A 25,028-nucleotide genomic window follows, 5' to 3' on the forward strand; every position below is an offset into this window, starting at 1 on the left:
TAGATTATAAAAGAAAACCGGATAAAATAACATTTTTCACAAAAACTATTTACAACAGAGAAAAAATGTGTTAAAGTTATACATGTAACCGGTTACACACGGAGAAACCATATGACAATCAGAGACATTGCAAAAATAGTAGGAGTCTCTTCGGCAACAGTATCCAGAGTAATTAATGAGTCCGGTTACGTAAAGGAAGAGACAAAGAACAGAATATTACAAGTTATTGAAGAAAATAATTACGTTCCCAGTGCAGTTGCCAGAAGCCTGAGCACCAGCGACACCTCCAGTATTGGGGTGATGGTGCCGGATATTACCAATGAATTTTTCTCCAGTATGATCGGAGGAATCGCAGAGCTGGCAGATCAAAATGGATTAAGCATTTTGTTTTTTGATTCCAGAGAGTCCCAGGAAAGAGAACATCATTTTCTGATGGAGGCTCAGTCCAGAAGATTGGGAGGGTTGATTATTACTCCGGTGTCGGAGTGGGATGGTGAAACCTGTCAAAACCTTATGCAGCTGGAGGACGCCGGAATCCCTGTAGTATTGGTGGACCGGGATATCAGAGATTTTAAGCTGGACGGCGTATTTGTAGATAATTTTCAAAGCGCTTACGAAGGCGTGGAAGCCTTGATTTTGGCAGGACATAAGGACATTGCTATTATTACAGGCCCCGATACTTCTTTGCCGGGGCGCAACAGACTGAAAGGTTATTTGAAGGCTTTGGAGGCTTATAGAATTCCTGTAAATAAGGAATATATTTTATCAGGAGATTTTATGGTAGAGAGGGCCTATGAGAGGACAAGGCAGCTGCTGGCTTTAAGTAAGCCGCCTACAGCTATTTTTACTTCAAATAACAATACAACATTAGGCGCATTAAAATATTTTACAGAGCATAAACTGAAAATCGGAAGGGACGTTTCAATTTTAGGCTTTGACCAGATTGAGACGCTTAAAGTAATTGATTACAGACTATCTACAGTTGAGAGAGACGTGAGAATGCAGGGCAGGGAAGCTATGAAGCTTCTCTTGAAAAAGTTAAAAGACAAAAGATATAAAGGTCAAAAGGGTGTTAGAAAACGTATTTATGTACCTTATCAAATTGTGCTGAGAGGATCGGAGTTAATGGAATAAGCTGCTGGAATAGCAGTTTGTTTCTTTCACAAATGTGTAACCGGTTACATGGTTGAGTGAAAAGAATGCACAAAATATTAAATATATACAATTCAATTTATTTAAAAACAGGAGGAATGAAAAAATGAGTATTGCAAAGATGATCGACCACACAATGTTAAAGGCAGACGCAAAGTCAGAGACAATTAAAAAATACTGCAGCGAGGCAAAGGAATATGGATTTGCCTCTGTATGTGTAAATACTTGTCACGTGCCTTTAGTGGCTAAGGAGTTAGAGGGCAGCGACGTAAAGGTGTGCTGCGTAGTTGGATTTCCTTTAGGAGCTATGCTGACATCTGCAAAGGCCTTTGAGGCAAAGGCGGCAGTGGAGGCCGGTGCAGATGAGGTGGACATGGTAATCAATGTAGGGGCCATGAAAGATGAAAATTACGATTTTGTAAAAGAGGATATTAAAGCAGTTGTAGAGGCTTCCCAGGGGAAAGTGGTTAAGGTGATTTTAGAGACCTGCCTGCTGACAAAGGAAGAGATTGTAAAAGCATGTGAGCTGTCTGTGGAAGCAGGAGCAGATTTTGTAAAAACATCTACAGGCTTCAGCACAGGAGGAGCTACAGCAGAGGATGTGGCTTTAATGAGAAAAACTGTGGGAGATAAAGCTTTGGTAAAGGCCAGCGGCGGAATCAGAACTCCAGAAGATGCAAAGGCTATGATCGACGCAGGGGCAGACAGAATTGGAGCAGGAAACGGAATCGTTCTGCTGTAAATTGAAAGTGACTGGAAAGCCAGTAAAGGAAAGGTGAATAGCTATGGGAAAGAAAATAACAGTGTTTGGCAGCTTTGTAGTAGATCTCATGGGAAGGACTCCTCATTTACCTGTGCCGGGAGAAACTGTAAAGGGCAGCGTTTTTAAAATGGGTCCAGGCGGAAAAGGGTTTAATCAGGGCGTAGCTGCTCATAAGGCAGGAGCGGACGTGACCATGGTTACAAAGCTGGGAACTGACGCGTTTGCTCAGGTAGCCTTAGGAGCTATGAGAGAATTGGGGATGGATGAATCCAGAGTATTCCACACCAAGGATACAGAAACTGGAGCAGCCTTAATTATGGTAGACGAGAATTCCAGCCAAAATGAAATTGTTGTAATTTTAGGAGCATGTAACACAATTACAGATGAAGAAGTAGAGTCTTTGCAGGATGTTTTGAAAGAGTCTGAATATTTGCTGACTCAGCTGGAGACAAATGTTTCTGCAGTGGAAAGAATCGTAGATCTGGCTGCGGAGAACGGAGTGAAAATTATTTTAAATACAGCTCCTGTTCAGCCTATCAGCGATCACATTTTAAGTAAGGTAGATTTAATTACTCCAAATGAAGTAGAGGCGGAGATTCTTACAGGAATTCCGGTGGACGGCAAGGAGAATGCAGATAAGGCGGCGGATTGGTTCTTTGAAAAAGGCGTAAAAAATGTGCTGATTACCTTAGGGGGCAGAGGCGTTTATATAGCTACCAAAGAAAAGAGAGGAATTATTCCTGCATATAAGGTGGAGGCAGTTGATACTACAGGAGCAGGGGACGCTTTTAACGGAGGTCTTGTGGCAGCCCTGGCAGAGGGAAAGGATTTATGGGAAGCAGCAGTTTTCGCTAACGCATTAGCGGCAGTTTCTGTACAGAGAATCGGAACTACACCGGCAATGCCTACCAGGGAAGAGATTGACAGTTTCTTAAAAGAACACCAATAAATAAGGGGGAAATCATATGCTGAAATCAGGAATTTTTCATCCGCAGCTAAACAGAGTTTTGTCTGAACTGCGTCATAAAGATATGCTGGTAATCGGGGACGCCGGACTTCCTATTCCAAAGGGAGTAGAAAGAGTGGATTTAGGCTGGAAGGCAGGCAGCCCGGGATATTTGGAAGTACTGGAAGAAATTATGAAGGTGCTGGTGATTGACGAAGCTATTTTTGCAGAGGAGGCAAAATCAGTGACGCCGGAGTTTCACGAAAAGGCGAAAAAGCTGCTTCCTGAAGATACGCCTCTTTCTTATGTGCCGCACACAGAATTTAAAAAGATTACTGCTGATGCAAAGGCCATTGTCCTTACAGGAGAATTTACAGGATATACAAACGTAATACTGGTTTGCGGCTGTGCATATTAAACTTAGTATATACTGCTTATTACAGCAGGAGGCATGGGGTTAGTAAAGGATAAATGGTGATTGTATGGGAGAAAAGTTAGTACTGAAGCTGGATTCCATTGTAAAAACGTTTCCCGGCGTAAAAGCGCTGGATGGGGTTCACCTGGAGATATATGAAGGTGAGGTTCACGCTTTGTGCGGGGAAAACGGCGCAGGCAAATCCACGCTGATGAAAATTATAGCCGGAGCCCAGGGGTATACATCCGGAAGGATGGAGCTGGACGGGAAAGACGTGGTTTTCCGCTCTACAAAAGAGGCAGAGCAGCACGGAATCGCCATGATCTATCAGGAGTTCAACATGGTTCCGGAGCTTTCAGTAGCAGAAAATATGTATTTAGGAAGACTTCCGAAAAACGGGGCAGGCGGAGTAAACTGGCCAAAGCTTTATAAGGACGCCAGAGAAACCTTAGATCATTTAGGACTGAAATTCAGTGAAAAGACGAAGGTGCGAAACTTGTCAGTGGCAGAAGCTCAGATGACTGAAATTGCCAAGTGTCTGACTATCGGAGCCAGGATCATTATTATGGATGAGCCTACGGCGGCCCTGGCGGACGAGGAAATCAGGATTTTATTCCAGATTATAGAAGAGCTGAAGAAAAAGGGAATCGCCATTATTTATATTTCTCACAGAATGGATGAGATCTTCCAGATTTCAGACAGACTGACAGTTTTCAGAGACGGTAAGTATGTAAATACAAAGTACATAAAAGATACAAATTACGACGAGGTTGTAGCCATGATGGTAGGACGGAATGTGTCCAATTTGTATCCTGTAAGAAATTACAAACCGGCGGGAACTGTTTTTGAAGTGAAAAATATAAACGGACGAGGCGTTTATAATGTAAGCTTCAGCTTAAATAAGGGAGAAATTCTGGGAATCACAGGACTTTTAGGGTCTGGTACTATTGAATTATCCAAGATGATTTACGGGGCTATCCCCATGAAAAGCGGAGATGTTTTTGTAAATGGGGAGAAAAAAGATTGTTCCTCCCCCAGAAAGGCTTTAGCTGCCGGCATAGGCTTTGTATCAGATGACAGAAAGCAGGAAGGGCTGGTGCTGATCCGCAATATTAAAGAGAATATTTCTATGTCCTCTTTAAAGAAACTTACAAAAGTGATTCATTTAGATTCTAAAATGGAAAATGCGAGAGTGGCAGATCAGGTAAAGGCCTTAAATATTAAAATCAGTTCTCCCGCCCAGTTAGCAGGAAAGCTGTCAGGAGGAAACCAACAGAAGGTAGTATTTGCAAAGGTACTGGAAGCTGATCCGGAAATTCTGATTTTAGACGAGCCTACACGAGGGGTGGACGTAGGAGCAAAAGCAGAGATTTATGCCATTATGGACCAGCTGACTAAGCAGGGAAAAAGCATTGTGGTAATTTCCACTGACCTTCCGGAATTAATCGGCGTCAGTGACAGAATTATTATTATGAGAGAGGGCCATACCGTCCTGGAGATATCAAAAGAAGAGATGAACCAGGAGACAATTTTGGCACATGCTTCCGGAGGGGTGAGTGAACATGAATAAAGAAACAAAAAAGAAATTAATTAATCAGATCAACATATACCGTTCGGTTTTAATTTTGCTGGTAATCTGTCTGTTTGCATCAATTTTATCTGACAGCTTCCTCAGCGTAACCAACCTTTTTAACGTATTTAAGCAGATTACAGTTGCCGGAATTATCGGCTGCGGAATGACCTTTGTTATTCTCACTGGAGGAATCGACTTATCTGTAGGCTCTATTTTAGGCCTGTCAGGAGTAGTGGCCTCCGGCGTGCTGGCTTCTACAGGCAACACTCCATTGGCTGTTCTCACAGCTTTGGGAATTGGTCTGGCATGTGGAATTGTAAATGGATTCTTTATTTCTCAATGCGAGATTCCTCCATTTATTGCCACCCTGGGAATGATGACTCTTCTCAGAGGCTGCGTGCTGGTGTACACAAAAGGATCTCCTATTTCTGTTAAAGTAGATTCTTACAAGTTTATTGGTAAAGGCAGTGTGCTTGGGATTCCTGTTCCTGTTATTATTTTGCTTCTTTTATTCCTGATCGCTCATTACATTCTTACTCAGACGCCTTATGGACGCAGCGTTTACGCTTTTGGCGGCAACAGGGAGGCTGCCCGTCTTTCCGGTATTTCTATTAAGAAAACTGAGTGGATGGCATATGTAATTAACGGATTTTTAAGCGGTGTAGCAGCTGTTGTGCTTACGGCGCGTCTGGGCTCTGCTCAGTCCACCAGCGGCACAGGAATTGAAATGGACGCCATCGCTGCAGTAATTCTGGGCGGAACCAGTTTAAGCGGAGGTACAGGATTTGTGCTTCCTACAGTAGTGGGCGCTATGATTATGGGTATTATTGACAATATCCTGACTTTGATGAATGTAAATCCACACGCCACAAATATTGTAAAGGGCGCGGTAGTTCTCATTGCAGTTTTAGTAGATAAGAAGGTAAAGGATTTATCTGCCAAGGCAGAGTAAATAAAGAAAGGAAGGAAAAAACTATGAAAAAACATGTAATCGCAGCAGCTATGGCAATGGGTCTGGCACTGGTATCTCTGGCAGGGTGCAGCCAGGGGGAAACAAAGGACACAGCTCCCGCACAGACAGAGGCTCCAAAGGACACAGAGGCGCCGGCAGAAAAGGAAGAGGGAGGAGAGGCAGCAGCTGATACTGGCTCTGACAAGAAGTACGTCATTGGACTTTCCATGAATACTCAGACCAATCCATTCTTTGTAACTGTAAAAGAAGGTGTTCAGGACGCAGCAGATTCCCACGGTATTGAGCTTTATGTAACAGACGCTCAGGACGATCCTACTATTCAGATGAAAGATATTGAAAACCTAATTACTAAAAAACCAGATGCAATTATTATTGACACCTGCGACTCCGACGCTATTGTAGCTTCTGTAGAGGCCTGCAATGAGGCTGGAATTCCTGTATTCACTATGGACCGTGAAGCAAACGGCGGAGAAGTAGTATCCCACATTGGATACGACGCAATTAAATCAGGTAAGCTGGCAGGACAGTTTTTGGTAGACTCTCTTGGCGGACAGGGAAATATTGTTGAGATTCAGGGTATTATGGGTACCAACGTAGCTCAGAACCGTTCTGAAGGCTTTAACTCTATTATGGCAGAAAATCCAGATATGAAGATTGTTGCCTGCCAGGTTGCAGATTTTGACCGTGCAAAGGCAATGAGCGTTATGGAGAATATTCTTCAGGCAAACGACAAGATTGACGGATTATATGCAGCAAACGACGAAATGCTGTTAGGAGCTTTAGAGGCTGTTGAGGCGGCAGGCAGACTGGATGAAATTACTATGGTTGGCTGCGACGCTTTAGACGAGACTATGGATGCAATCCGCGACGGCAGAGTAGAAGGAACAATTGCAGAGCCTCCATATTTCCTGGGCAAAGCTATTTTAAATACAGCTTTTGATTATCTGGAGGGCAAAGAGGTTGAGGCTTCTGTAATCCTTGACAATCAGCTGGTTAGCTCTGAGAATGTAGATACAATCGTTACAAGAGAATAATCTGATGAAGAATAACAGGTATACAGCGGTTCCGGCTTTGCCGGGCCGCTGTTATTTGTGCAGGCTGGGATAACAGACAAAAACAAAATGAGGATATATTATGGAAATAAGAAAATCAGAAGTAAAAGATCTGGATATACTGATGGATATATTCAGTCAGGCCAGAGAGTTTATGGCTTTGCAGGGAAATCCCCACCAGTGGGGGGACGGATATCCTAAAAAAGAATTAATTGAAGCAGATATAAAATCAGGATGCAGTTATGTATGTACAGAAGGAGAAAAGATTTTAGGTACATTTTACTTTAGAGTCGGCAGTGATCCTTCCTACGGGAAAATCTATGACGGAGCCTGGATGAATGAGGAGCCCTATGGGGTGGTTCACCGGGTGGCTACAGGCAGCCATAAAAAGGGAGTGGCTTCCTTTTGTTTAAACTGGTGTTTTAAACAGTTTGGAAATATTCGTATAGACACTCATAAAGATAATATTCCTATGCAGGGGATGCTGGAGAAAAACGGATTAAAAAAATGCGGCACAATTATTTTAGATGAAAACGGAGATACCAGAATCGCTTTTCAGAAAACAAAGTAAAGGAAAAAGGCTCTCCCTGCCTTCTCTATAATTGTGAGGAGGTGGGGAGAGCCTTTCTGGCTGTCAGTAAAATTTATTTACCAGCCATCTGTCTTTCCTGTGCTTCGATCATCTTCTTAACCATATATCCGCCAACAGATCCGTTCTGTGCAGATGTGAGATTACCGTTGTATCCGTTTGTTAACGGTACTCCAAGTTCGCTGGCAACCTCCATTTTAAATCTGTCCATTGCTTCTCTTGCCTCTGGTACGTTTGTTTTGTTTGAAGAACTGTTGTTTGACATTGTAAAACGCCTCCTTGTTGTTTTTTTGCCCGACAGTATGGTTTTTCTTGTTTCTGCCGTGGCTTTGTTTTTTGTTACACTCCTATTATGTGCGCAGATAAAAATAATACACTAGAAGGTTCTGTGTAATTTACCAAAAACAGGAAAAGAAAAAACACTCTTGTGAATGGCTAAAACTCATACTATAATAAAAACAAATGACCAATTAGAAAAACGGAGTTTAAATTATGAGAGTAATTGCAGGCAGCGCTAGAAGACTGCTGTTAAAAACAGTAGAAGGAATGGATACAAGACCAACTACAGACAGAATTAAAGAAACCCTTTTTAATATGCTGCAGAATTTGATTCCAGGCAGCACATTTTTAGACCTTTTTGCAGGAAGCGGAGCGATTGGAATAGAAGCTCTCAGCAGGGGGGCAAAAATGGCTGTGTTTGTGGAGAACAGCAGGAAAGCGGCAGAATGTATTGGTGAAAATCTGAAAACTACTCATTTAGAAGATAAGGCTGTGACAATGACAGAGGATGTAATAGTATCACTGAAAAAAATGGAGGGAAAATATCAGCCTTTTTCAGTGATTTTCATGGACCCGCCTTATAGACAAAATTTGGAGCGAGATGTTTTAAAGATTTTATCTCACTCTGATCTGGCAGATAAGGATACTTTAATTATAGTGGAAGCAGCTTTGGACACAGATATGGAACTTCCCGGGGAGTGGGGATTTTATATAGAAAAAGTTAAAGAATATAAGACTAATAAACATTTTTTTATAAAGAAAAAGTAGGAGTTGTTTTCTTTTAAAGAACGTGATAAGATGATAAAGAATATACAAAACTGCGCTTTTTAGCTGCAGAGATAAGGGAAAATTGACTGAAATTGTTTACATAAAATATAGAAATTAAGAAGGATAGTAAGGAGAAGCAGGGATTATGAGCAGAATTGAACAGTTAATCAGTGAAATTGAAGAATATATTGACAGTTGTAAGCCAAAGGCGTTTTCCAACAGCGATATTATTGTTAATAAGGAAGAGATTGAAGAGCTTTTGGTGGAGCTTCGCCTGAGAATACCTGATGAAATCAAAAAATATCAGAAGATTATCAGCAACCAGGATGCCATTCTTTCTGACGCCAGATCACAGGCAGATTCTATTTTAGCTGAGGCTACAGCCCAGACAAATGAGCTGGTAAATGAGCATGAGATTATGCAGAGAGCTTATACTCAGGCTGATCAAGTGGTGGAGGATGCTCAGATGCAGGCTCAGGCCATTGTAGATCAGGCATACGGGGACGCAGATGCCATTCGTGAGAACGCCATCCGCTACACCGATGATATGCTTAGCAGCCTTCAGAGAATTATGAATCACACCATTGAGGACGCTCAGAGCCGTTTTGGAGCTTTTATGAGCTCTATGCAGTCCAGCTACGATATTGTTACCTCCAACAGAAATGAGCTGTCAGGAGGAGTAGTCAGAGAGGAAGAAGAGACGCCAGCGCCTCAGTCTGAGACAGCAGAATAAAAGTCCCACAGGACAAGGTTCCGTGGCAGATTTTCCATAGTACATAGTGCCGGATTGAAAGTCCGGCATTTTTTAATACACTTTTTGTCTGAAATATCCCTGATATTCCTCCAAAGGCAGTGATAAAAGCTAAAACTGCCCCTGCTGTTTCAGATGGCCAGGACTTAGATACAGCGTGGATTCCTGTGGTGATCTCTGTAATTCCCAAAATAAAAGAACTGCTTTTTTCAGATAATGGAGATAAGGTTTGAATAAATATAGCGGCAATGGAAAAAAGCATAACATAACCGCCGATTTTTACCATGGTTTCCACAGAATTCATTAAGCTTTCATCAAAAGAGAACTTGTTTAAAGCAGATGGCTGTTTCAAACTTGACAGGGAAACGTGATATATGTATTTTCCTGCTAAAGCAATGGGAATAACAGGGAGATAAACAGAAATCAGCAAAGGGGCAGTCATAGAAGGCAAGGTGGCCGCCGCCGCGTATCCTAAGAGGAACATAGGGCTGGGATGATTGCTGACAGCTAAAAGCAGCCTTCCCTCCTCAGGGGAAATCATTTGAGAATCTAAAAATTCGCTGCAGGTTTTCGCTCCCATAGGATATCCGCACAGCAGTCCTGACAAAAATACGTAGCAGCCGGAAACTGACATGGAAAACAGCCTGGAAAGAACAGGGAAAAATGGGCGAACTAAAAGAGGAACTCCGCCTAAAGCTACAATGGCTCCAGAACACAGCATAAAAGGAAGCAGCGTTGGAAGGATTACATTGGCCCACAAAATAAGGCCGTTTCTGGCGCCTGAGACAGCCAGGCCAGGCTGCCATAAAAGCAGACCTAAAATCACAATAGGCAATAAAGGAAAAAAGGATTTTTTCATACAGACCAGAATATATTTGTTTATACAATATATGTGAGGAATGAATGTGTATGATAATCCTTTTCCTAATACTGCTGGCTGTTTTTCAGGTGACTATGGTAGATTATTTGTCCAATAATCCTAACTTTTACCAGCTGGACGCTTATACCTGGGAAAGCGACGAATTCCGGGCAATAGAGCTGGGAGAATTAGTTGCAAAGCAAAAGAATCTGGATCTGGACATGATTACTACCTTAATGGTGGAAAACAATTATGATTTAACAGGACTTGAGACATTAGATTACAAGACAGGAAGGGTGGAGCAGATTAAGCCTGTAGAATATAAAAAGCTGAAAAATTCTTACAATGCTGTTTTAGGCGATCTGAAATATTTTCCTATTCCTGCCAGTGAAAATCCAGAAACAAAAGAAGTAACCTTTGACAACGGATGGGGAGATTTAAGAACATATGGAGGGGAAAGACAGCACGAGGGCTGCGATATTATGGGAGATCAAATGGAACGTGGATTTTATCCTGTAGTGTCTATGACAGACGGAGTAGTGGAAAAGGTTGGCTGGCTGGAAAAAGGAGGATGGAGGCTGGGAATCAGAGGTCCCTCAGGGGGATATTTTTACTACGCCCATTTATATAAGTATTCTGGACAGTGGGAGGAAGGGGATAAAATACAGGCGGGAGATCTGTTAGGATATATGGGGGACAGCGGCTACAGCACAGTAGAGGGAACTACGGGGAATTTTCCTGTTCACCTTCATGTGGGAATCTATTTGCAGACAGATCATTTTGAGGAGATGAGCGTAAATCCTTACTGGCCGTTAAAATATTTGGAGAATAAAAGGCTGAAGGCAGTTTATTAAAAGGGCGGCTTTAGGAGTCCTATATTTTCAGAAAACCATACCATATAGAAGAAAAATATGATAAAATAAATGTCAGCAATAAAAGACAGGAGCTTACAATAGTGAAATATACAGAACTTCCTTCGTTGTATTTAGAGAAGATGAGAGAACTTTTAGATCATAGTAATTATGAAGAATATATAAGTTCCTTTGATATGCCAAAGGTTCAGGGGCTGAGAGTCAATAATTTAAAATTGTCAGGCCGGGAATTTGAACAGCTGTCCCCCTTTTCTCTGGAGCCTGTGCCATGGACAGAGAACGGATATTATTACAGGGAAGAGGAAAAGCCGGCCAGAGATCCTTACTATTACGCAGGTTTATATTATTTACAGGAGCCCAGCGCCATGACACCTGCCGCGCTTCTTCCGGTACAGCCAGGAGACAGGGTGTTGGATCTTTGCGCGGCGCCAGGGGGAAAGAGTACGGAACTGGCGGCTAAGCTAAAGGGAGAGGGGCTTCTTTTTTCTAATGATATTAGCAATTCCAGAGCGAAGGCATTATTAAAAAATCTGGAATTATTTGGCGCCGGTCCAATTTGCGTCACAAGCGAATCTCCAGAAAAGCTGGCAGAGTATCTGCCTGAATTTTTTGACAAAATTTTAGTGGACGCCCCCTGCTCAGGAGAAGGAATGTTTCGCAAGGATTCTGGGCTTATTAAAGACTGGCTGGAGCATGGACCTGACTATTATGCCCCTATTCAGAAAAATATAGTTAGTCAGGCTGTAAAGATGCTGCGCCCGGGAGGCTTGCTGCTTTATTCCACCTGCACATTTGCAAAACAGGAGGATGAAAAGGTGATTCAGTGGATTTTAGAAAATAATCCGTCTATGGAGCTGATGAAGCTGCCTGATTTTCATGGGTTTGCCCGTGGATTTGAAATGGAGGAGTGTATTCGGCTGTTTCCTCACAAGATAAAGGGAGAGGGACATTTTTTAGGTTTAATGAGAAAAAAAGATTTGGGAGATGGGGAGAAAATCCAGGGAAATATTCAGGAAAATAGAAGAAAGCAAATCAAAATGCCTGAGGAGGCAGAAAAGTTTTTAAAGGAAATCAAAAGTTCTGACGGGAAAGAAAGGCTATTTTCAGATCAGTCCAGGCTGTATATAAAGGAGGACAGCCTATATTTTCTGCCCAAGGACTTTCCATACCATGCCAGACTTAGATATTTAAGAACAGGCCTGCTTTTAGGCCAGATAAAGAAAAACAGATTTGAGCCTTCTCAGGCTCTGGCTATGTTTTTAAAAAAATGTAATTATCCCCGGACCATATCTTTTTCCAGGGAGGATGAAAGAGTGATACGGTATTTAAAAGGGGAGACAATTATTTTAAAGGATACAGAAAAACTGGCTGAGGGCTGGTGCCTTGTGTGTGCAGAGGGCTTCCCCTTAGGCTGGGCAAAGGGCAATAAGGGAGTACTGAAAAATAAATATTATCCAGGATGGCGCTGGCAGTAGGAGGAAGAGAACATGATGATACGGCTGGATAAGTTTCTGACGGAAACAGGAAGCCTGACCAGAAGTCAGGCCAAGGAAGCAGCCAAAAAAGGCAGAATTCTGGTAAACGGAGAGGCGGAGAAGAAAACTGACAGGAAAATAGATCCGGAAAAAGATGAAATTGTGTTAGACGGAAAAAGAATCAGCTATGCAGCATACGAGTATTATATGCTGAACAAGCCAAAGGGAGTAGTCTCTGCCACTGAGGATAAAAAGTATCCTACAGTAGTTCAGCTGATTCAGGACAGAAAAAGAACAGATTTATTTCCAGCAGGCCGTCTGGATATTGACACAGAAGGCCTTCTTTTAATTACGAATGACGGCGAGCTGACCCACAATCTGCTGTCCCCTAAAAAGCATGTGGATAAAGTATATTTGGCTGAATTTGAAGGCGTATTTCCGGAAGACGGAAAGGAGCAGTTTCAGGCCGGGCTTATTTTAGAGGACGGCGTTAAAACTATGCCTTCCCATATTATTGTAAATGGAAATCAAGCTCGCCTGACTATCAAAGAGGGGAAGTTTCACCAGGTGAAAAGAATGTTTCAGGCAGTAGGCTGCCAGGTTACATACTTAAAACGTCTGTCCATGGGCTCCTTAACCTTGGATGAAAATTTAAAGCCCGGGGAATACAGGCCCTTAACGAATGAGGAAATAGAAAGCCTGAAACAGCAGTAAAGATGTAAAAAATTGGAGATATATATGACGTTAGAACATTTAAAGGAAAAGAAAGCCATATTATTTGATTTAGACGGAACCTTAGTGGATTCTATGTGGATGTGGAAGGAAATTGATATTGAATATTTAGGAAAATTTGGTCTGAATTGCCCGGAGGATCTACAGAAGGTTATTGAGGGAATGAGTTTTTCTGAAACAGCAGTTTATTTTAAGAATCGTTTTCAGCTGGAGGATTCCTTAGAACAGATTAAACAGGACTGGATTTCTATGTCTCTTTATAAATATAAACATGAGGTGCCTTTAAAGCCAGGGGCAGGAGAGTTTTTGCAGTGGGCAAAGGCCCGGAATATGGTTATGGGAATTGCAACCAGCAACGGGAGAGAAATGGTGGACGCTGTGCTGGAGTCCTTAAAGATTTCAAAGTATTTCAGCCAGGTGACAACTGCCTGCGAAGTGGCGGCGGGAAAGCCGGCTCCTGATATTTATTTAAAGGTGGCGGCAGATTTAGGAGTAAAACCTAAACAGTGCGCAGTATTTGAGGATGTGCCGGCAGGCATTATGGCGGGAAAAAATGCAGGTATGGATGTGGTTGCTGTGTACGACCAGTTTTCTGTACATATGGACGAGGAAAAAAGACAGCTGGCAGATTGTTATATTCACGATTTTTTTGAGCTGCTGAATGAAGAAAAGACGGGAGACTTATTATGATACATGATTATTTGCCTGTAAGCCGCGGCGATATGCAGTATAGAGGCTGGAAACAATGCGATTTTGTATATGTAATAGGGGATGCCTATGTGGACCATCCGTCCTTTGGCCCTGGAATTATCAGCCGTGTTCTGGAATCCAGAGGATATAAGGTGGGGATAATTGCCCAGCCGGATTGGAAGAATCCTGAAAGTATTCAGATACTGGGGGAGCCCAGACTGGGATTTTTAGTCAGCGGCGGAAATATGGATTCTATGGTAAATCACTATTCTGTTTCTAAAAAAAGAAGAAGCCAGGACGCTTATACACCAGGGGGAGAGATGGGAAAGCGGCCTGATTATGCAGCTGTGGTTTATGGAAATTTAATCCGCAGCGTATATAAGGACAAACCTGTGATTATAGGGGGAATTGAAGCCAGCCTGAGAAGACTGGCCCATTATGATTACTGGTCTAATAAGCTGAAGCGTTCCCTGCTGTTAGATTCTCAGGCAGATTTAATTTCCTACGGTATGGGGGAGCATTCTATTGTGGAAATTGCAGATGCCTTAAACAGCGGCATTGAGATAAAGGATATTACTTTTATAGACGGAACTGTTTACAAGACAAAGTCTTTGGAAAATGTATATGATTATCAGCTGCTTCCTGATTATGAGGAACTGAAAAATAATAAGAAAAAATATGCGGAAAGCTTTTATGTCCAGTATTGCAACACAGACCCTTTTACTGGAAAAAGGCTGGCGGAGCCTTATGGAAGGGATCATTTATTTGTGGTTCAGAATCCGCCGGCAAAGCCTTTAACAAAGGAAGAAATGGACGATATATACGATCTGCCTTACATGAGAAATTACCATCCAATGTATGAGGAGGCAGGGGGAATACCGGCCATCAGGGAGGTAAAATTCAGCTTAATCAGCAACAGAGGCTGCTTTGGCGCCTGCAGCTTCTGCGCTCTCACCTTTCATCAGGGAAGAATTATCCAGGCCAGAAGCCATGAATCTTTAGTAAAGGAAGCAAAGACATTAACAGAGGAAGCTGATTTTAAGGGATATATTCACGACGTGGGAGGACCTACAGCTAATTTCAGGTTTCCTGCCTGCAAGAAGCAGATGACAAAAGGAGCCTGCACAAATAAGCAATGTTTATTTCCAAAGCCTTGTAAAAATCTAAATGCAGACCATGGCGATTACATACGCCTGCTTCAAAAGCTAAGGTCTCTTCCAAAGGTGAAAAAGGTATTTATCAGATCAGGAATCCGCTTTGATTATTTGCTGGCAGATAAAAACAGAGATTTTTTAAGAGAGCTTTGCCGCCATCACGTCAGCGGCCAGCTGAAGGTGGCTCCGGAGCATGTGTCGGATGCAGTGCTTCGCCCTATGGGAAAGCCGGAGACGGCGGTATACAGACAGTTTGTAAAAGAATATAAGCAGATGAATGAAAAGCTGGGATTAAAGCAGTATCTTGTGCCATATTTAATGTCCTCCCATCCAGGGTCCACCTTAAAGGAGGCTGTAGAGCTGGCAGAATATTTAAGAGACATTGGATATATGCCGGAGCAGGTGCAGGACTTTTATCCTACTCCCTCCACTATCTCTACGTGTATGTACTATACCGGCTATGACCCAAGAACTATGGAGAAGATTTATGTGCCTGTAAATCTCCATGAGAAGGCTATGCAGAGGGCTTTAATACAGTATAGAAATCCGGCTAATTACAGTTTAGTTTTAGAGGCTCTCCAAAAAGCAGGAAGAACAGATTTAATTGGGTTTGACAGCAAATGTCTTATACGGCCCAGAAATATAAAGTCCGGTCAGGGAGAAAAACATTTGGCTTATAAGGGCAAGGATGTGAATAAACAGCGGGAAAGTGGCAAGACTTCCGGCAGCAGGACAAAAAAGAGAACAATCCGGAATGTTCATAATAAGAAGGGAAAGTAGAAGGAGGAGTTTAAATGAGAATTGCTGTTGTAACAGGCGCTTCCTCAGGAATGGGAAGGGAAATGGTATATCAGCTGGCAGATCGTTTTGGGGGTTTAGACGAGATTTGGGTAATAGCCAGGAGGACAGATAGGCTGCAGGCTTTAGTTCACCAGGTTCCTGTGCCCTTAAGGCTGTTTTCCTTAGATTTAACAAGGGAGGACAGCTTAGAGACATTAAAGCATCAGCTGAAAAACAGAAAGCCTGATGTGAAAATTCTGGTAAACGGTGCAGGCTATGGGAAAATAGGGCGTGTAGGAAGCCTTTCCATGGCTGACGAAACAGGAATGATCGGATTAAATTGCCAGGCTTTATGCGCAGTTACTCATTTAACGCTGCCTTATATGAGCAAAAACAGCAGAATTATTATGTTTGCTTCAGCAGTAGCCTTTTTGCCCCAGCCTTCCTTTGCTATTTATGCGGCTACTAAGTCCTTTGTGCTCAGCTACAGCAGAGCTTTAAACAGAGAATTAAAGGACAGAGAAATCTGCGTTACAGCAGTATGTCCCGGTCCTGTAGATACAGAATTTTTCCAAATTGCAGAAACTACAGGAAGGATTCCCCTGTATAAACGCCTGGCTATGGCTGACCCCAAAAAAGTAGTGCAGCTGGCTGTAAGAGACAGTATGATGGGAAAGGAAATTTCTGTTTACGGTCCTCTTATGAAGGCCTTTCATTTGCTTACAAAGCTGCTGCCTCACAAGGTATTGCTAAAGCTTATTACCATAAAAGGAAAGGAATAGACAAAATATGCGCAGACAAAAGGGCGAGTATGGGTACAGAACATACAGAAGAAAAATACAGATATATGAAGTGCTGTTTGGAGGGGCTATGATTATTATTCAGCTGCTGGCCAGAAATTTTACTGCCAGTGAGCCGGTGAAAAATATACTGACAGTTATGGCTATTTTATCAGTGCTGCCTACTGCCAATGTGGCGGCTCCTATGCTGGCGGCCTGGAAAATAAAAACTCCAAAGGAGGAATTTTTTCGCAGAGCAGAAGGCTACAGCCAGACAGGCAAGCTGCTTTATGATTTGATTTTGACTTCTAAGGAGGCGGTGATGCCTGCGGACGCGGTAATGGTTCACCCAACCGGCGTATATCTTTACTGTACCTCCCAGAAGGTAGATGTAAAAAAGGGGGAAAAGTACTTAAATGACATGTTTACTGCCCACCGTTTAGATCCTAACGCAAAGATTATAAAGGATGAAAAAGCATTTTTCCAAAGACTTGACAGTTTAAAGCCAGCCAGCGAATATGAGGATGACGGAAGCGTGGATTATGCGTTTGACTTGTTAAAGCAGCTGTCTATGTAATGGATGAATTGGCTTATAGGAAAAGGAACAGAATGGTATGAAGGCGATTACAATAACGAAAAATGAAGCCGGACAGCGGCTGGATAAAATGCTTTCTAAGTATTTAAATCTGGCTGGAAAAGGTTTTTTATATAAAATGATGAGAAAGAAAAACATTACCTTAAACGGAAAGAAATGCGACGGTTCAGAGCGCCTTACAGAGGGAGACCAGGTAAAGTTATTTCTTTCTGATGAAACCATAGAAAAGTTTTCTCAAGTACATATTCAAAAGGTGTCTAAGCAGTCTCTTCATATTATATATGAGGATGAAAATGTACTTTTTATTAATAAGCCTGCAGGTATGCTGTCCCAGAAGGCAAAGGATACAGATGAATCTTTAGTGGAATATATTCTTGATTATCTGCTTACTTCCAGGCAGCTGAAGGAGGAGGAACTAAAAAGCTTCCGGCCTTCTGTGTGCAATCGTCTGGACAGAAATACCAGCGGTTTAGTGGCTGCCGGGAAAACTCTGGCAGGACTTCAGGGATTAAGCCAGTTATTCCGAAACAGAAATCTGCATAAATATTATCATTGCCTGGTAAAGGGACAAGTAAAAGAAAGATGCAGAATAAAAGGATTTTTAAAAAAAGATGAAAAAACAAATCAGGTCAGTATTTCTAAAGAAGAAACAGACGGCAGCCTGCCTATTGAAACAGAATATACGCCTTTGGCTGCAGGAGAAGATTTTACCCTGCTGCAGGTATTGTTAATTACAGGAAGATCTCATCAAATCAGGGCCCATTTGGCTTCCATAGGCCATCCCATTGCCGGAGATCCTAAGTACGGAGATAAAAAGGTAAATGCCTATATGAAAAAAAAGTATGGGATTACTGCTCAGCTGCTTCATTCGGCAGTTTTAGTATTTCCGGATATGCAGCCTCCTCTTTCTAATTTATCAAAAATTACAGTTTCCGCTCCCCTTCCCCCTCTCTTTGAAAAAGCGGTAAAAGGGGAAATTAATGAAAGAAAAGCAGCCCAGGAAGGAAGATAAACAGTATGGGAACGTGGAATACCAGAGGTTTAAGAGGGTCTACTCTGGAGGACTTAATTAACCGTACCAATGACAGCTACAGGGAGAAAAATCTGGCTCTGATTCAGAAGGTGCCTACGCCTATTACACCTATAGAAATTGCCAAGGAAAGCAGGCATATTACATTAGCTTATTTTGAAAAGAAAAGTACTGTAGATTATATAGGAGCAGTACAGGGGATTCCAGTGTGCTTTGATGCCAAGGAATGCGCTGTGAATACTTTTCCTCTCCACAATATTCACCCTCATCAGATTCAGTTTATGAAAGAATTTGAGGAACAGGGAGGAGTTTCTTTTATTATTTTATCCTTTACAGCTAAAAATCAAGTATATTATATGCCATTTGCCCATATTTATAAATTTTGGAAACGTATGGAAGAGGGCGGCAGAAAAAGCTTTACATATGAGGAAATAGATAAAAGCTATGAAATACGCAGCCATAAGGACATGTTTATACATTATTTAGAGATGCTGCAGAAGGATTTAGAGGAAAGAGATTGACAGTGAAAAGTTTATCTCATATAATATACACATTGTTATAGTAGCAAATTATCACTTTACCATAAAAAAGCGACATTGTTAAGAATCAGGAAAGGATAGGCAGATAATGAAAAAGCAACTGCTGCATACGCCGGACGGTGTGCGGGATATTTACAGAGAAGAGTGTGTGAAAAAGCTAACAGTAGAAAAGGGAATCAGAAAAGTTTTCCGCACCTATGGATATGAAGAAATAGAAACTCCTACATTTGAATTTTTTGATATTTTCACAAAAGAAAGGGGAAGCGTTACAACCCAGGAAATGTTTAAGTTTTTCGACAGGGACAATAACACCTTAGTTTTAAGGCCTGACGTGACCCCTGCCATTGCCAGATGTGTGGCTAAGTATTTTATGGATGAGGACACGCCCTTGCGCCTTTGCTATCTGGCTAAAACCTTTATTAATAATTCCAGCTATCAGGGACGTTTAAAGGAGATGACCCACACCGGGGCTGAGATGGTGGGAGAGGACAGCGCGGCCGGGGATGCTGAAATGATTGCTATGGTAGTGGAGGCATTAAAATCGTCAGGGCTGAAAGAGTTTCAGGTAGAGCTGGGGCAGGTAGAGTTTTTCAGAGGCCTTGCCGACGAGGCCGGAATGGATGAGGAAACCCAGGAAAATCTAAGGGAGCTGATTGAAAATAAAAATATATTTGGGGTGGAGGAGCTGATGAAAACCCATCCCATGCAGGAGCATGTAAGAAAGGTTCTTATGGAGCTTCCTCAGCTGTTTGGCAGCTTGTCAGATATTTTGAAAATAAAAGACATGGTGAAAAACGAAAGGGCCATAAAAGCCATTGACCGGCTGGAGCAGGTAAATGAGATTTTAAAGCTGTACGGGCTGGAGGATTATGTTTCCTATGACTTAGGAATGTTAAGTAAATATAAGTATTATACAGGGATTATTTTTAAGGCCTATACATATGGAACAGGGGATTATCTGGTTACAGGCGGCCGGTATGATAAACTGCTGGTGCAGTTTGGGAATGATACGCCTGCAGTAGGCTTTGCCATTGTGGTGGAGCGGCTTATGCAGGCTTTAGACAGGCAGAATATTCAGATTCCTGTAAAAACTGTGAATACGGCAGTGATTTACAGACAGGAGGATTTCAAACAGGCTTTAAAGCTTGCAGCTTCTCTTAGAAGCCAGGGGGAGGCGGTTCAGCTAATACAAAGGAACCTGGAAAAGACGGAGGAGGACTATTGCCGCAGTTTTATGAAAGGCCCGGTGCGCCGGCTGTTTGTGGTGGAAAAAGGCGGCGAGACTGTAAGAGAGGTCTATATTTCTGAAGGTCAGGAGGAGAAAAAATGAGGTATTTAACTGTGGCTTTAGCTAAAGGGCGCCTGGCGGACCAGACGATGAAGCTGTTTGAGAAAATAGGCATTACTTGTGAAGAGATGAAGGACAAAACCTCCAGAAAATTAATCTTCTCCAATGAGGATATGAAAATACGTTTTTTCCTGGCAAAAGCCAGCGACGTTCCCACATATGTGGAATATGGGGCGGCTGACATTGGAGTGGTGGGAAAGGATACGATTCTGGAGGAAGGCAGAAAGCTTTTTGAGGTGGTAGATTTAGGATACGGAAAATGCAGAATGTGCGTCTGCGGACCAGAGAGCGCAGGAGAGCTTTTAAAGCATCATCAGCTGATCCGTGTGGCCACAAAATACCCTAATATAGCCAAAGATTATTTTTACAATAAAAAGCATCAGACAGTGGAAATTATAAAATTAAACGGCTCTATTGAGCTGGCGCCTATTGTAGGCCTTTCTGAGGTAATTGTAGATATTGTAGAAACAGGATCTACATTGAGAGAAAACGGTCTTATGGTGCTGGAGGAGGTATGCCCCCTTTCTGCCAGAGTAGTTGTAAATCAGGTCAGCATGAAGCGGGAAAACCAGAGAATCACTGCTTTAATCAGCAGTTTGAAGCAAATGATACAGGAGGAACAGGTATGAAAATTATTTCCTTAGATGAACAGACAAAACAAAATATATTGGCAGATCTTTTAAAAAGAGATCCAAATAACTATAACGCCTATGCTGGAACTGTGCAGAAAATTGTAGATGACGTAAAGGAAAATAAGGACCAGGCTTTATTTTCCTACACAAAAGAGTTTGACCATGCAGATATTTGCGCAGAAAATGTGCGGGTTACTGAAGAGGAAATTAAGGAGGCCATGAAGCTGGTAGACCCAAAGCTTTTAGAGGTTATGAAAAAATCCATGGCGAATATTAAGACGTACCATGAAAAGCAGCTGCGCCTCAGCTGGTTTGACTCACAGCCTGACGGAAGGATTCTGGGGCAGAAAATTACTGCTTTAGAAAGCGCAGGCGTGTATGTTCCGGGAGGAAAGGCGGCCTACCCTTCTTCTGTGCTGATGAATATTATACCGGCAAAGGTGGCGGGAGTAAAGCGGATTGTTATGACAACGCCTCCGGAAAAAGACGGAAAGGTAAATCCTGTAACTCTTACAGCGGCTCATTTGGCAGGGGCGACAGAGGTGTATAAGGCAGGCGGCGCTCAGGCAATAGCAGCTTTGGCATTTGGAACAGAATCTATTCCCAGGGTAAATAAAATTGTTGGACCTGGAAATATTTTTGTGGCCTTAGCCAAAAAGGCTGTGTACGGCCATGTAAGTATTGACAGCATCGCAGGACCCAGCGAGGTGTTAGTTCTGGCAGACGAGACGGCAAATCCCAAATATGTAGCCGCAGATCTGCTGTCTCAGGCAGAGCACGACGAGCTGGCTTCAGCTATTTTAGTAACTACCAGCATGGAGCTGGCAGAAAAGGTTTCCAAAGAGGTAGAGAGATTTGTAAAAATTCTCTCCAGAAAAGAGATTCTGGAAAAGTCATTGGAGAATTATGGTTATATTTTAGTGGCAAAAACCCTTGATGAGGCAGTGGACACTGTTAATGAAATTGCCCCGGAGCATCTGGAAATTATTACAAGGGACGCCTTTGAAACTATGACCAAAATACAGAATGCAGGAGCTATTTTTATTGGAGAATACAGCTCAGAGCCGTTAGGGGATTATTATGCAGGTCCAAACCATGTGCTGCCTACAAATGGAACCGCAAAGTTTTTCTCACCATTAGGAGTAGATGATTTTATTAAAAAATCCAGCGTAATTTATTATTCTAAGCAGGCTCTGGAGCCGGTTTATAAAGATATTATTGCGTTTGCAGAGGCAGAAAAGCTGACTGCCCACGCAAACTCCATCAGAGTCAGATTTGAAAATACTCAAGAATAAGTTTTACCTGGGATGTAAAAGTGAAAATGCTGTCAGTCAAAAGGAGAGGAAAAATGAAAAGAACAGCTTCCATTACAAGAAATACAAAAGAAACTCAAATTCAAATGACGTTTTGTCTGGACGGCAGCGGGCAGGCAGATATTTCTACAGGAATTGGCTTTTTTGACCATATGCTGAATAATTTTACACGCCACGGCTTATTTGATATGACATTAAAGGTAACAGGGGATTTAGAGGTGGATACTCACCACACCATTGAAGATGTGGGAATTGTGCTGGGCCAGGCCATCAGTCAGGCGGCGGGAGATAAAAAAGGAATCGTGCGGTACGGCTCTAAAATTCTTCCCATGGATGAAGCTTTGATTTTATGCGCCCTGGACTTATGTGGAAGACCTTATTTAGTCTATGATCTGAACCTGGAAAGGGAATTTACAGGCGATTTGGAGACGGAAATGGTGAAAGAATTTTTCTATGCAGTTTCTTATGGAGCTGCCATGAATCTTCACATCAAACAGCTGTCAGGACAGAATTGCCACCATATAATCGAGGGGGCTTTTAAAGCATTTGGAAAGGCCTTAGACCAGGCGGTGCAGCTGGATTCAAGAATTACAGATGTATTGTCCACGAAAGGAGTGCTGTAGTGCTAAAGTTTGGAAAAGAAACAGTTTACCTAGGTAGTTCTATAGAGGAATTTGCACGTATCAGACAGCTTTTAGACGACAGCGGTATCCCTTGCTGGTACGATATAACAGATAGGGAAGCCAGATGGCTGGGACCTGGAAGAGGAACTACCAGGGAGGTGTTTATCGGCCCTGGCTCAGATCCTACAAAGTCTAAAATATATGAAATTCTGGTGAAAAAAGAAGATTGGGAAAGGGCTTTATTTATTGTGAGAAATAAAGCTTGAAAAAGAGAGGGGGGAAAGTTATGCAGTTATATCCGGCGATTGATATGAAGGGTGGGAAATGCGTCCGCCTGACCCAAGGATTGTTTCAAAATGTAAAGGTGTATTCTGACAGACCTTCAGATATGGCAAGGCTGTGGTGCAGCCAGGGAGCGTCCTTTTTGCATCTGGTAGATTTGGACGGGGCCTTGGCCGGAAGATCTGTCAATGAAGATGCCATTAAAGATATTGTAAAAAATGTTTCTGTGCCTACTGAGCTGGGAGGAGGTATCCGCAGCAAAGAAGCTGTAAAAAATATGCTTTCTCTTGGAATATCAAGAGTAATTATCGGCACAAAAGCAGTGGAGAATCCAGAATTTATCAGGGACTTAATTGACGAATTCGGCCCGGAGAAAATTGTAGTGGGAGTAGACGCTAAAAATGGAATGGTGGCTGTAGAAGGATGGGAAAGGGTCAGTTCTTTGACAGCGGAAGAATTGTGTATGACAATGAAACAATATGGGGTCCGTCATATTGTTTATACAGATATTTCACGGGACGGAATGCTGACAGGACCTAATGTGTTGGCTACCAAAGATTTGACAGAGAAAACAGGACTTGACATTATTGCTTCCGGAGGTGTATCTTCAATGGAGGATTTGCATCATCTTGCAGAGGCAGGGGTGCAGGGGGCAATTATAGGAAAGGCTCTTTACGAGGAACGAGTAGATTTAAGACAGGCAGTAGACTTGTTTGAAAGCAGATAAGAGAGGAAATAGGAGAATGGGAGATTATAAGAAGTTGATTCCCAGCTTTGGCTGCCGGGAAGGCCAGGCAATCATCTGTGACAGAGGAGTGGAGTATTACAGTGATGATATAATGACTTTGTGCAGATTTTACAGCGATAATGGAGCAGATGAAATTTTAATTCAGGATTTATCTGAGACAGATGAGGACCATGAAAATGTAATTGGAATCATTAAGGCTGCCGCCAGGGAAGTAGATACGCCTATTATAGCGGGAGGCAGGACAAAACGTCTGGAGGATATTAAAAAATATCTTTATGCAGGTGCAAAGGCGGCTTTTTTAGATGTAAGCCTGCAGGAAAATGTGGACCTGATTAAGGAAGCCGCAGACAGATTTGGAAGCGAAAAGATTTATGCATACCTGCCGGGAACAGAGTATTTGGCCAGCCAGGAGGAGTATGAGCAGCTGGGAGCTTCTTTAATGATTTTAGATACAGACAAGCTGGATGCAGACGATTTTGACAGTAGCCATATGAAAGCTTTAGTAGAGTCTAAAAAGCCGATTCTGGTTTTCTGCGACCAGGATGAGCCGGGAATTCTCACCTCACTTCTGAAGATTCCCCATGTGGAAGGGGCCATTCTCACAGTTCCGGAGGAAAAAGAAGGAAACTGTATGCTGCTAAAGCAGGAATTAAAGGCCAGAGGCGTGGTTGTAGATACTTTTGAGACAGATGTAGAGTGGGAGCAGTTTAAATTAGATTCTCAAGGGCTGATTCCAGTAGTTGTTCAGGATTATAAAACCTTACAAGTGCTTATGGTGGCATATATGAATGAAGAGGCCTTTTCTGCTACGTTAAAAACAGGGAGAATGACTTACTTCAGCAGAAGCAGGCAGTCTTTGTGGATAAAGGGTGAGACCTCAGGCCATTTTCAGTATGTAAAGTCTTTAAAACTGGATTGTGACAATGATACAATTTTGGCAAAGGTAAATCAGGTTGGGCCTGCCTGCCATACAGGGGCAAAATCCTGCTTTTTTAAGAACCTGGCGGAGAGAGAATACAGAGAGACAAATCCTTTAAAGGTATTTGAGGACGTATATCAGGTTATTTTAGACAGAAAGGAAAACCCTAAAGAGGGGTCTTATACAAATTATTTATTTGACAAGGGAATTGATAAAATACTGAAAAAGCTGGGGGAAGAGGCCACGGAAATTGTAATAGCCGCAAAAAATCCAAACCCGGAGGAAGTAAAGTATGAGATGTCTGATTTTCTTTATCATATGATGGTTCTCATGGCTCAAAAGGGCTTAAATTGGGAGGATATTACTGAAGAGTTGGCAAACCGCTGACAAACAATAT

28 protein-coding genes are annotated in these 25,028 nt (G+C 42.3%); 26 read left to right on the forward strand and 2 right to left on the reverse strand.

From position 1 onward, the window contains the following. Nucleotides 1-111 precede the first annotated feature (111 nt). From C1A07_RS00435 to C1A07_RS00470, 8 genes are all read left to right on the forward strand, one after another. Nucleotides 112-1,134, forward strand: a complete 1,023-nt coding sequence (locus C1A07_RS00435) for a LacI family DNA-binding transcriptional regulator (RefSeq protein WP_101875348.1) — start codon at nucleotides 112-114, stop codon at nucleotides 1,132-1,134. Nucleotides 1,135-1,258: 124 nt separating this feature from the next. After that, nucleotides 1,259-1,894 (forward strand): deoxyribose-phosphate aldolase, encoded by a 636-nt coding sequence (gene deoC, locus C1A07_RS00440; RefSeq protein WP_101875349.1) that lies wholly within the window; start codon nucleotides 1,259-1,261, stop codon nucleotides 1,892-1,894. A 43-nt stretch (nucleotides 1,895-1,937) separates the two neighbouring features. After that, nucleotides 1,938-2,864 carry a ribokinase gene (gene rbsK, locus C1A07_RS00445; protein ID WP_101875350.1) on the forward strand — a complete coding sequence of 309 codons (927 nt, stop codon included), beginning with the start codon at nucleotides 1,938-1,940 and terminating at the stop codon, nucleotides 2,862-2,864. 16 nt (nucleotides 2,865-2,880) lie between these two features. Then, a complete protein-coding gene (gene rbsD / locus C1A07_RS00450; RefSeq protein ID WP_101875351.1) occupies nucleotides 2,881-3,279 on the forward strand; it encodes a D-ribose pyranase in 399 nt (132 codons plus the stop codon). Between the two features lie 64 nt (nucleotides 3,280-3,343). Next, the gene (locus tag C1A07_RS00455; RefSeq protein WP_101875352.1) at nucleotides 3,344-4,846 is read left to right on the forward strand and encodes a sugar ABC transporter ATP-binding protein; all 1,503 of its coding nucleotides are present in this window, start codon (nucleotides 3,344-3,346) and stop codon (nucleotides 4,844-4,846) included. After that, entirely contained in the window at nucleotides 4,839-5,801 is a 963-nt protein-coding gene (locus C1A07_RS00460; RefSeq protein ID WP_101875353.1) for an ABC transporter permease, read from the forward strand. Before C1A07_RS00455 ends, C1A07_RS00460 begins: the two co-directional genes overlap by 8 nt. A gap of 23 nt (nucleotides 5,802-5,824) precedes the next feature. Then, nucleotides 5,825-6,856, forward strand: coding sequence for a sugar ABC transporter substrate-binding protein (locus C1A07_RS00465; protein ID WP_101875354.1), 1,032 nt, complete (start codon nucleotides 5,825-5,827; stop codon nucleotides 6,854-6,856). 100 nt (nucleotides 6,857-6,956) lie between these two features. Continuing rightward, entirely contained in the window at nucleotides 6,957-7,445 is a 489-nt protein-coding gene (locus C1A07_RS00470; RefSeq protein WP_101875355.1) for a GNAT family N-acetyltransferase, read from the forward strand. 73 nt (nucleotides 7,446-7,518) lie between these two features. On the opposite strand, the gene C1A07_RS00475 is transcribed toward C1A07_RS00470, so the two are convergent. Then, nucleotides 7,519-7,728 (reverse strand): alpha/beta-type small acid-soluble spore protein, encoded by a 210-nt coding sequence (locus C1A07_RS00475; protein WP_101875356.1) that lies wholly within the window; start codon nucleotides 7,726-7,728, stop codon nucleotides 7,519-7,521. Between the two features lie 227 nt (nucleotides 7,729-7,955). Between C1A07_RS00475 and rsmD the strand changes: the two genes are divergently transcribed. Continuing rightward, nucleotides 7,956-8,510 carry a 16S rRNA (guanine(966)-N(2))-methyltransferase RsmD gene (gene rsmD, locus C1A07_RS00480; RefSeq protein WP_101875357.1) on the forward strand — a complete coding sequence of 185 codons (555 nt, stop codon included), beginning with the start codon at nucleotides 7,956-7,958 and terminating at the stop codon, nucleotides 8,508-8,510. 142 nt (nucleotides 8,511-8,652) lie between these two features. Continuing rightward, the gene (locus tag C1A07_RS00485; protein WP_180952279.1) at nucleotides 8,653-9,243 is read left to right on the forward strand and encodes an ATP synthase subunit B family protein; all 591 of its coding nucleotides are present in this window, start codon (nucleotides 8,653-8,655) and stop codon (nucleotides 9,241-9,243) included. On the opposite strand, the gene C1A07_RS00490 is transcribed toward C1A07_RS00485, so the two are convergent. Next, on the reverse strand, nucleotides 9,194-10,120 hold the full coding sequence (locus C1A07_RS00490) for a nucleoside recognition protein (protein WP_101875359.1): 927 nt from the start codon (nucleotides 10,118-10,120) through the stop codon (nucleotides 9,194-9,196). The genes C1A07_RS00485 and C1A07_RS00490 overlap by 50 nt on opposite strands. A 50-nt stretch (nucleotides 10,121-10,170) precedes the next feature. Between C1A07_RS00490 and C1A07_RS00495 the strand changes: the two genes are divergently transcribed. The 16 genes from C1A07_RS00495 to hisIE all read left to right on the forward strand — a co-directional run bounded on the left by C1A07_RS00495 (nucleotide 10,171) and on the right by hisIE (nucleotide 25,018). Then, the gene (locus tag C1A07_RS00495) at nucleotides 10,171-10,974 is read left to right on the forward strand and encodes a M23 family metallopeptidase (RefSeq protein ID WP_180952141.1); all 804 of its coding nucleotides are present in this window, start codon (nucleotides 10,171-10,173) and stop codon (nucleotides 10,972-10,974) included. A 98-nt stretch (nucleotides 10,975-11,072) separates the two neighbouring features. After that, complete coding sequence (locus tag C1A07_RS00500; protein ID WP_408609818.1) at nucleotides 11,073-12,467, forward strand: RsmF rRNA methyltransferase first C-terminal domain-containing protein; 1,395 nt, start codon at nucleotides 11,073-11,075, stop codon at nucleotides 12,465-12,467. Between the two features lie 12 nt (nucleotides 12,468-12,479). Further along, the gene (locus tag C1A07_RS00505; RefSeq protein ID WP_101875362.1) at nucleotides 12,480-13,181 is read left to right on the forward strand and encodes a pseudouridine synthase; all 702 of its coding nucleotides are present in this window, start codon (nucleotides 12,480-12,482) and stop codon (nucleotides 13,179-13,181) included. A gap of 24 nt (nucleotides 13,182-13,205) precedes the next feature. Continuing rightward, on the forward strand, nucleotides 13,206-13,889 hold the full coding sequence (locus C1A07_RS00510) for an HAD family hydrolase (RefSeq protein ID WP_101875363.1): 684 nt from the start codon (nucleotides 13,206-13,208) through the stop codon (nucleotides 13,887-13,889). Continuing rightward, nucleotides 13,886-15,823, forward strand: a complete 1,938-nt coding sequence (locus C1A07_RS00515; protein WP_101875364.1) for a YgiQ family radical SAM protein — start codon at nucleotides 13,886-13,888, stop codon at nucleotides 15,821-15,823. Before C1A07_RS00510 ends, C1A07_RS00515 begins: the two co-directional genes overlap by 4 nt. 14 nt (nucleotides 15,824-15,837) lie before the next feature. Continuing rightward, nucleotides 15,838-16,605 carry an SDR family NAD(P)-dependent oxidoreductase gene (locus C1A07_RS00520; RefSeq protein ID WP_101875365.1) on the forward strand — a complete coding sequence of 256 codons (768 nt, stop codon included), beginning with the start codon at nucleotides 15,838-15,840 and terminating at the stop codon, nucleotides 16,603-16,605. 7 nt (nucleotides 16,606-16,612) lie between these two features. Further along, on the forward strand, nucleotides 16,613-17,179 hold the full coding sequence (locus C1A07_RS00525; protein WP_101875366.1) for an O-linked GlcNAc transferase-like protein: 567 nt from the start codon (nucleotides 16,613-16,615) through the stop codon (nucleotides 17,177-17,179). A 37-nt stretch (nucleotides 17,180-17,216) separates the two neighbouring features. After that, nucleotides 17,217-18,209, forward strand: coding sequence for an RluA family pseudouridine synthase (locus C1A07_RS00530; RefSeq protein WP_101875367.1), 993 nt, complete (start codon nucleotides 17,217-17,219; stop codon nucleotides 18,207-18,209). Nucleotides 18,210-18,214: 5 nt separating this feature from the next. Next, the gene (locus C1A07_RS00535) at nucleotides 18,215-18,748 is read left to right on the forward strand and encodes a Holliday junction resolvase RecU (protein ID WP_101875368.1); all 534 of its coding nucleotides are present in this window, start codon (nucleotides 18,215-18,217) and stop codon (nucleotides 18,746-18,748) included. Between the two features lie 106 nt (nucleotides 18,749-18,854). Continuing rightward, nucleotides 18,855-20,096 (forward strand): ATP phosphoribosyltransferase regulatory subunit, encoded by a 1,242-nt coding sequence (gene hisZ / locus C1A07_RS00540; RefSeq protein ID WP_101875369.1) that lies wholly within the window; start codon nucleotides 18,855-18,857, stop codon nucleotides 20,094-20,096. Further along, nucleotides 20,093-20,743 (forward strand): ATP phosphoribosyltransferase, encoded by a 651-nt coding sequence (gene hisG / locus C1A07_RS00545; RefSeq protein ID WP_101875370.1) that lies wholly within the window; start codon nucleotides 20,093-20,095, stop codon nucleotides 20,741-20,743. Before hisZ ends, hisG begins: the two co-directional genes overlap by 4 nt. Then, nucleotides 20,740-22,041 (forward strand): histidinol dehydrogenase, encoded by a 1,302-nt coding sequence (gene hisD, locus C1A07_RS00550; protein ID WP_101875371.1) that lies wholly within the window; start codon nucleotides 20,740-20,742, stop codon nucleotides 22,039-22,041. The genes hisG and hisD overlap by 4 nt, the downstream gene beginning before the upstream one ends. 53 nt (nucleotides 22,042-22,094) lie before the next feature. Next, nucleotides 22,095-22,682 carry an imidazoleglycerol-phosphate dehydratase HisB gene (hisB, locus tag C1A07_RS00555; protein WP_101875372.1) on the forward strand — a complete coding sequence of 196 codons (588 nt, stop codon included), beginning with the start codon at nucleotides 22,095-22,097 and terminating at the stop codon, nucleotides 22,680-22,682. Continuing rightward, complete coding sequence (locus C1A07_RS00560; protein WP_101875373.1) at nucleotides 22,682-22,948, forward strand: hypothetical protein; 267 nt, start codon at nucleotides 22,682-22,684, stop codon at nucleotides 22,946-22,948. The genes hisB and C1A07_RS00560 overlap by 1 nt, the downstream gene beginning before the upstream one ends. Nucleotides 22,949-22,968: 20 nt before the next feature. Next, complete coding sequence (hisA, locus tag C1A07_RS00565; protein WP_101875374.1) at nucleotides 22,969-23,691, forward strand: 1-(5-phosphoribosyl)-5-[(5-phosphoribosylamino)methylideneamino]imidazole-4-carboxamide isomerase; 723 nt, start codon at nucleotides 22,969-22,971, stop codon at nucleotides 23,689-23,691. Nucleotides 23,692-23,707: 16 nt separating this feature from the next. Next, nucleotides 23,708-25,018: a bifunctional phosphoribosyl-AMP cyclohydrolase/phosphoribosyl-ATP diphosphatase HisIE gene (gene hisIE, locus C1A07_RS00570; RefSeq protein WP_101875375.1), complete on the forward strand. Its 1,311-nt coding sequence runs from the start codon at nucleotides 23,708-23,710 to the stop codon at nucleotides 25,016-25,018. The last annotated feature ends 10 nt before the right edge of the window (nucleotides 25,019-25,028 follow it).

This window comes from Lachnoclostridium edouardi, from assembly GCF_900240245.1.
Taxonomy (GTDB): Bacteria; Bacillota; Clostridia; order Lachnospirales; family Lachnospiraceae; genus Lachnoclostridium_A; species Lachnoclostridium_A edouardi.

Coding starts and splice junctions, on each gene's coding strand:
- C1A07_RS00435 (WP_101875348.1), top strand. CDS start 112: ATGACAATCAGAGACATTGCAAAAATAGTAGGAGTCTCTTCGGCAACA.
- deoC (WP_101875349.1), top strand. CDS start 1,259: ATGAGTATTGCAAAGATGATCGACCACACAATGTTAAAGGCAGACGCA.
- rbsK (WP_101875350.1), top strand. CDS start 1,938: ATGGGAAAGAAAATAACAGTGTTTGGCAGCTTTGTAGTAGATCTCATG.
- rbsD (WP_101875351.1), top strand. CDS start 2,881: ATGCTGAAATCAGGAATTTTTCATCCGCAGCTAAACAGAGTTTTGTCT.
- C1A07_RS00455 (WP_101875352.1), top strand. CDS start 3,344: ATGGGAGAAAAGTTAGTACTGAAGCTGGATTCCATTGTAAAAACGTTT.
- C1A07_RS00460 (WP_101875353.1), top strand. CDS start 4,839: ATGAATAAAGAAACAAAAAAGAAATTAATTAATCAGATCAACATATAC.
- C1A07_RS00465 (WP_101875354.1), top strand. CDS start 5,825: ATGAAAAAACATGTAATCGCAGCAGCTATGGCAATGGGTCTGGCACTG.
- C1A07_RS00470 (WP_101875355.1), top strand. CDS start 6,957: ATGGAAATAAGAAAATCAGAAGTAAAAGATCTGGATATACTGATGGAT.
- C1A07_RS00475 (WP_101875356.1), bottom strand. CDS start 7,728: ATGTCAAACAACAGTTCTTCAAACAAAACAAACGTACCAGAGGCAAGA.
- rsmD (WP_101875357.1), top strand. CDS start 7,956: ATGAGAGTAATTGCAGGCAGCGCTAGAAGACTGCTGTTAAAAACAGTA.
- C1A07_RS00490 (WP_101875359.1), bottom strand. CDS start 10,120: ATGAAAAAATCCTTTTTTCCTTTATTGCCTATTGTGATTTTAGGTCTG.
- C1A07_RS00495 (WP_180952141.1), top strand. CDS start 10,171: ATGATAATCCTTTTCCTAATACTGCTGGCTGTTTTTCAGGTGACTATG.
- C1A07_RS00505 (WP_101875362.1), top strand. CDS start 12,480: ATGATGATACGGCTGGATAAGTTTCTGACGGAAACAGGAAGCCTGACC.
- C1A07_RS00510 (WP_101875363.1), top strand. CDS start 13,206: ATGACGTTAGAACATTTAAAGGAAAAGAAAGCCATATTATTTGATTTA.
- C1A07_RS00515 (WP_101875364.1), top strand. CDS start 13,886: ATGATACATGATTATTTGCCTGTAAGCCGCGGCGATATGCAGTATAGA.
- C1A07_RS00520 (WP_101875365.1), top strand. CDS start 15,838: ATGAGAATTGCTGTTGTAACAGGCGCTTCCTCAGGAATGGGAAGGGAA.
- C1A07_RS00525 (WP_101875366.1), top strand. CDS start 16,613: ATGCGCAGACAAAAGGGCGAGTATGGGTACAGAACATACAGAAGAAAA.
- C1A07_RS00530 (WP_101875367.1), top strand. CDS start 17,217: ATGAAGGCGATTACAATAACGAAAAATGAAGCCGGACAGCGGCTGGAT.
- C1A07_RS00535 (WP_101875368.1), top strand. CDS start 18,215: ATGGGAACGTGGAATACCAGAGGTTTAAGAGGGTCTACTCTGGAGGAC.
- hisZ (WP_101875369.1), top strand. CDS start 18,855: ATGAAAAAGCAACTGCTGCATACGCCGGACGGTGTGCGGGATATTTAC.
- hisG (WP_101875370.1), top strand. CDS start 20,093: ATGAGGTATTTAACTGTGGCTTTAGCTAAAGGGCGCCTGGCGGACCAG.
- hisD (WP_101875371.1), top strand. CDS start 20,740: ATGAAAATTATTTCCTTAGATGAACAGACAAAACAAAATATATTGGCA.
- hisB (WP_101875372.1), top strand. CDS start 22,095: ATGAAAAGAACAGCTTCCATTACAAGAAATACAAAAGAAACTCAAATT.
- hisA (WP_101875374.1), top strand. CDS start 22,969: ATGCAGTTATATCCGGCGATTGATATGAAGGGTGGGAAATGCGTCCGC.
- hisIE (WP_101875375.1), top strand. CDS start 23,708: ATGGGAGATTATAAGAAGTTGATTCCCAGCTTTGGCTGCCGGGAAGGC.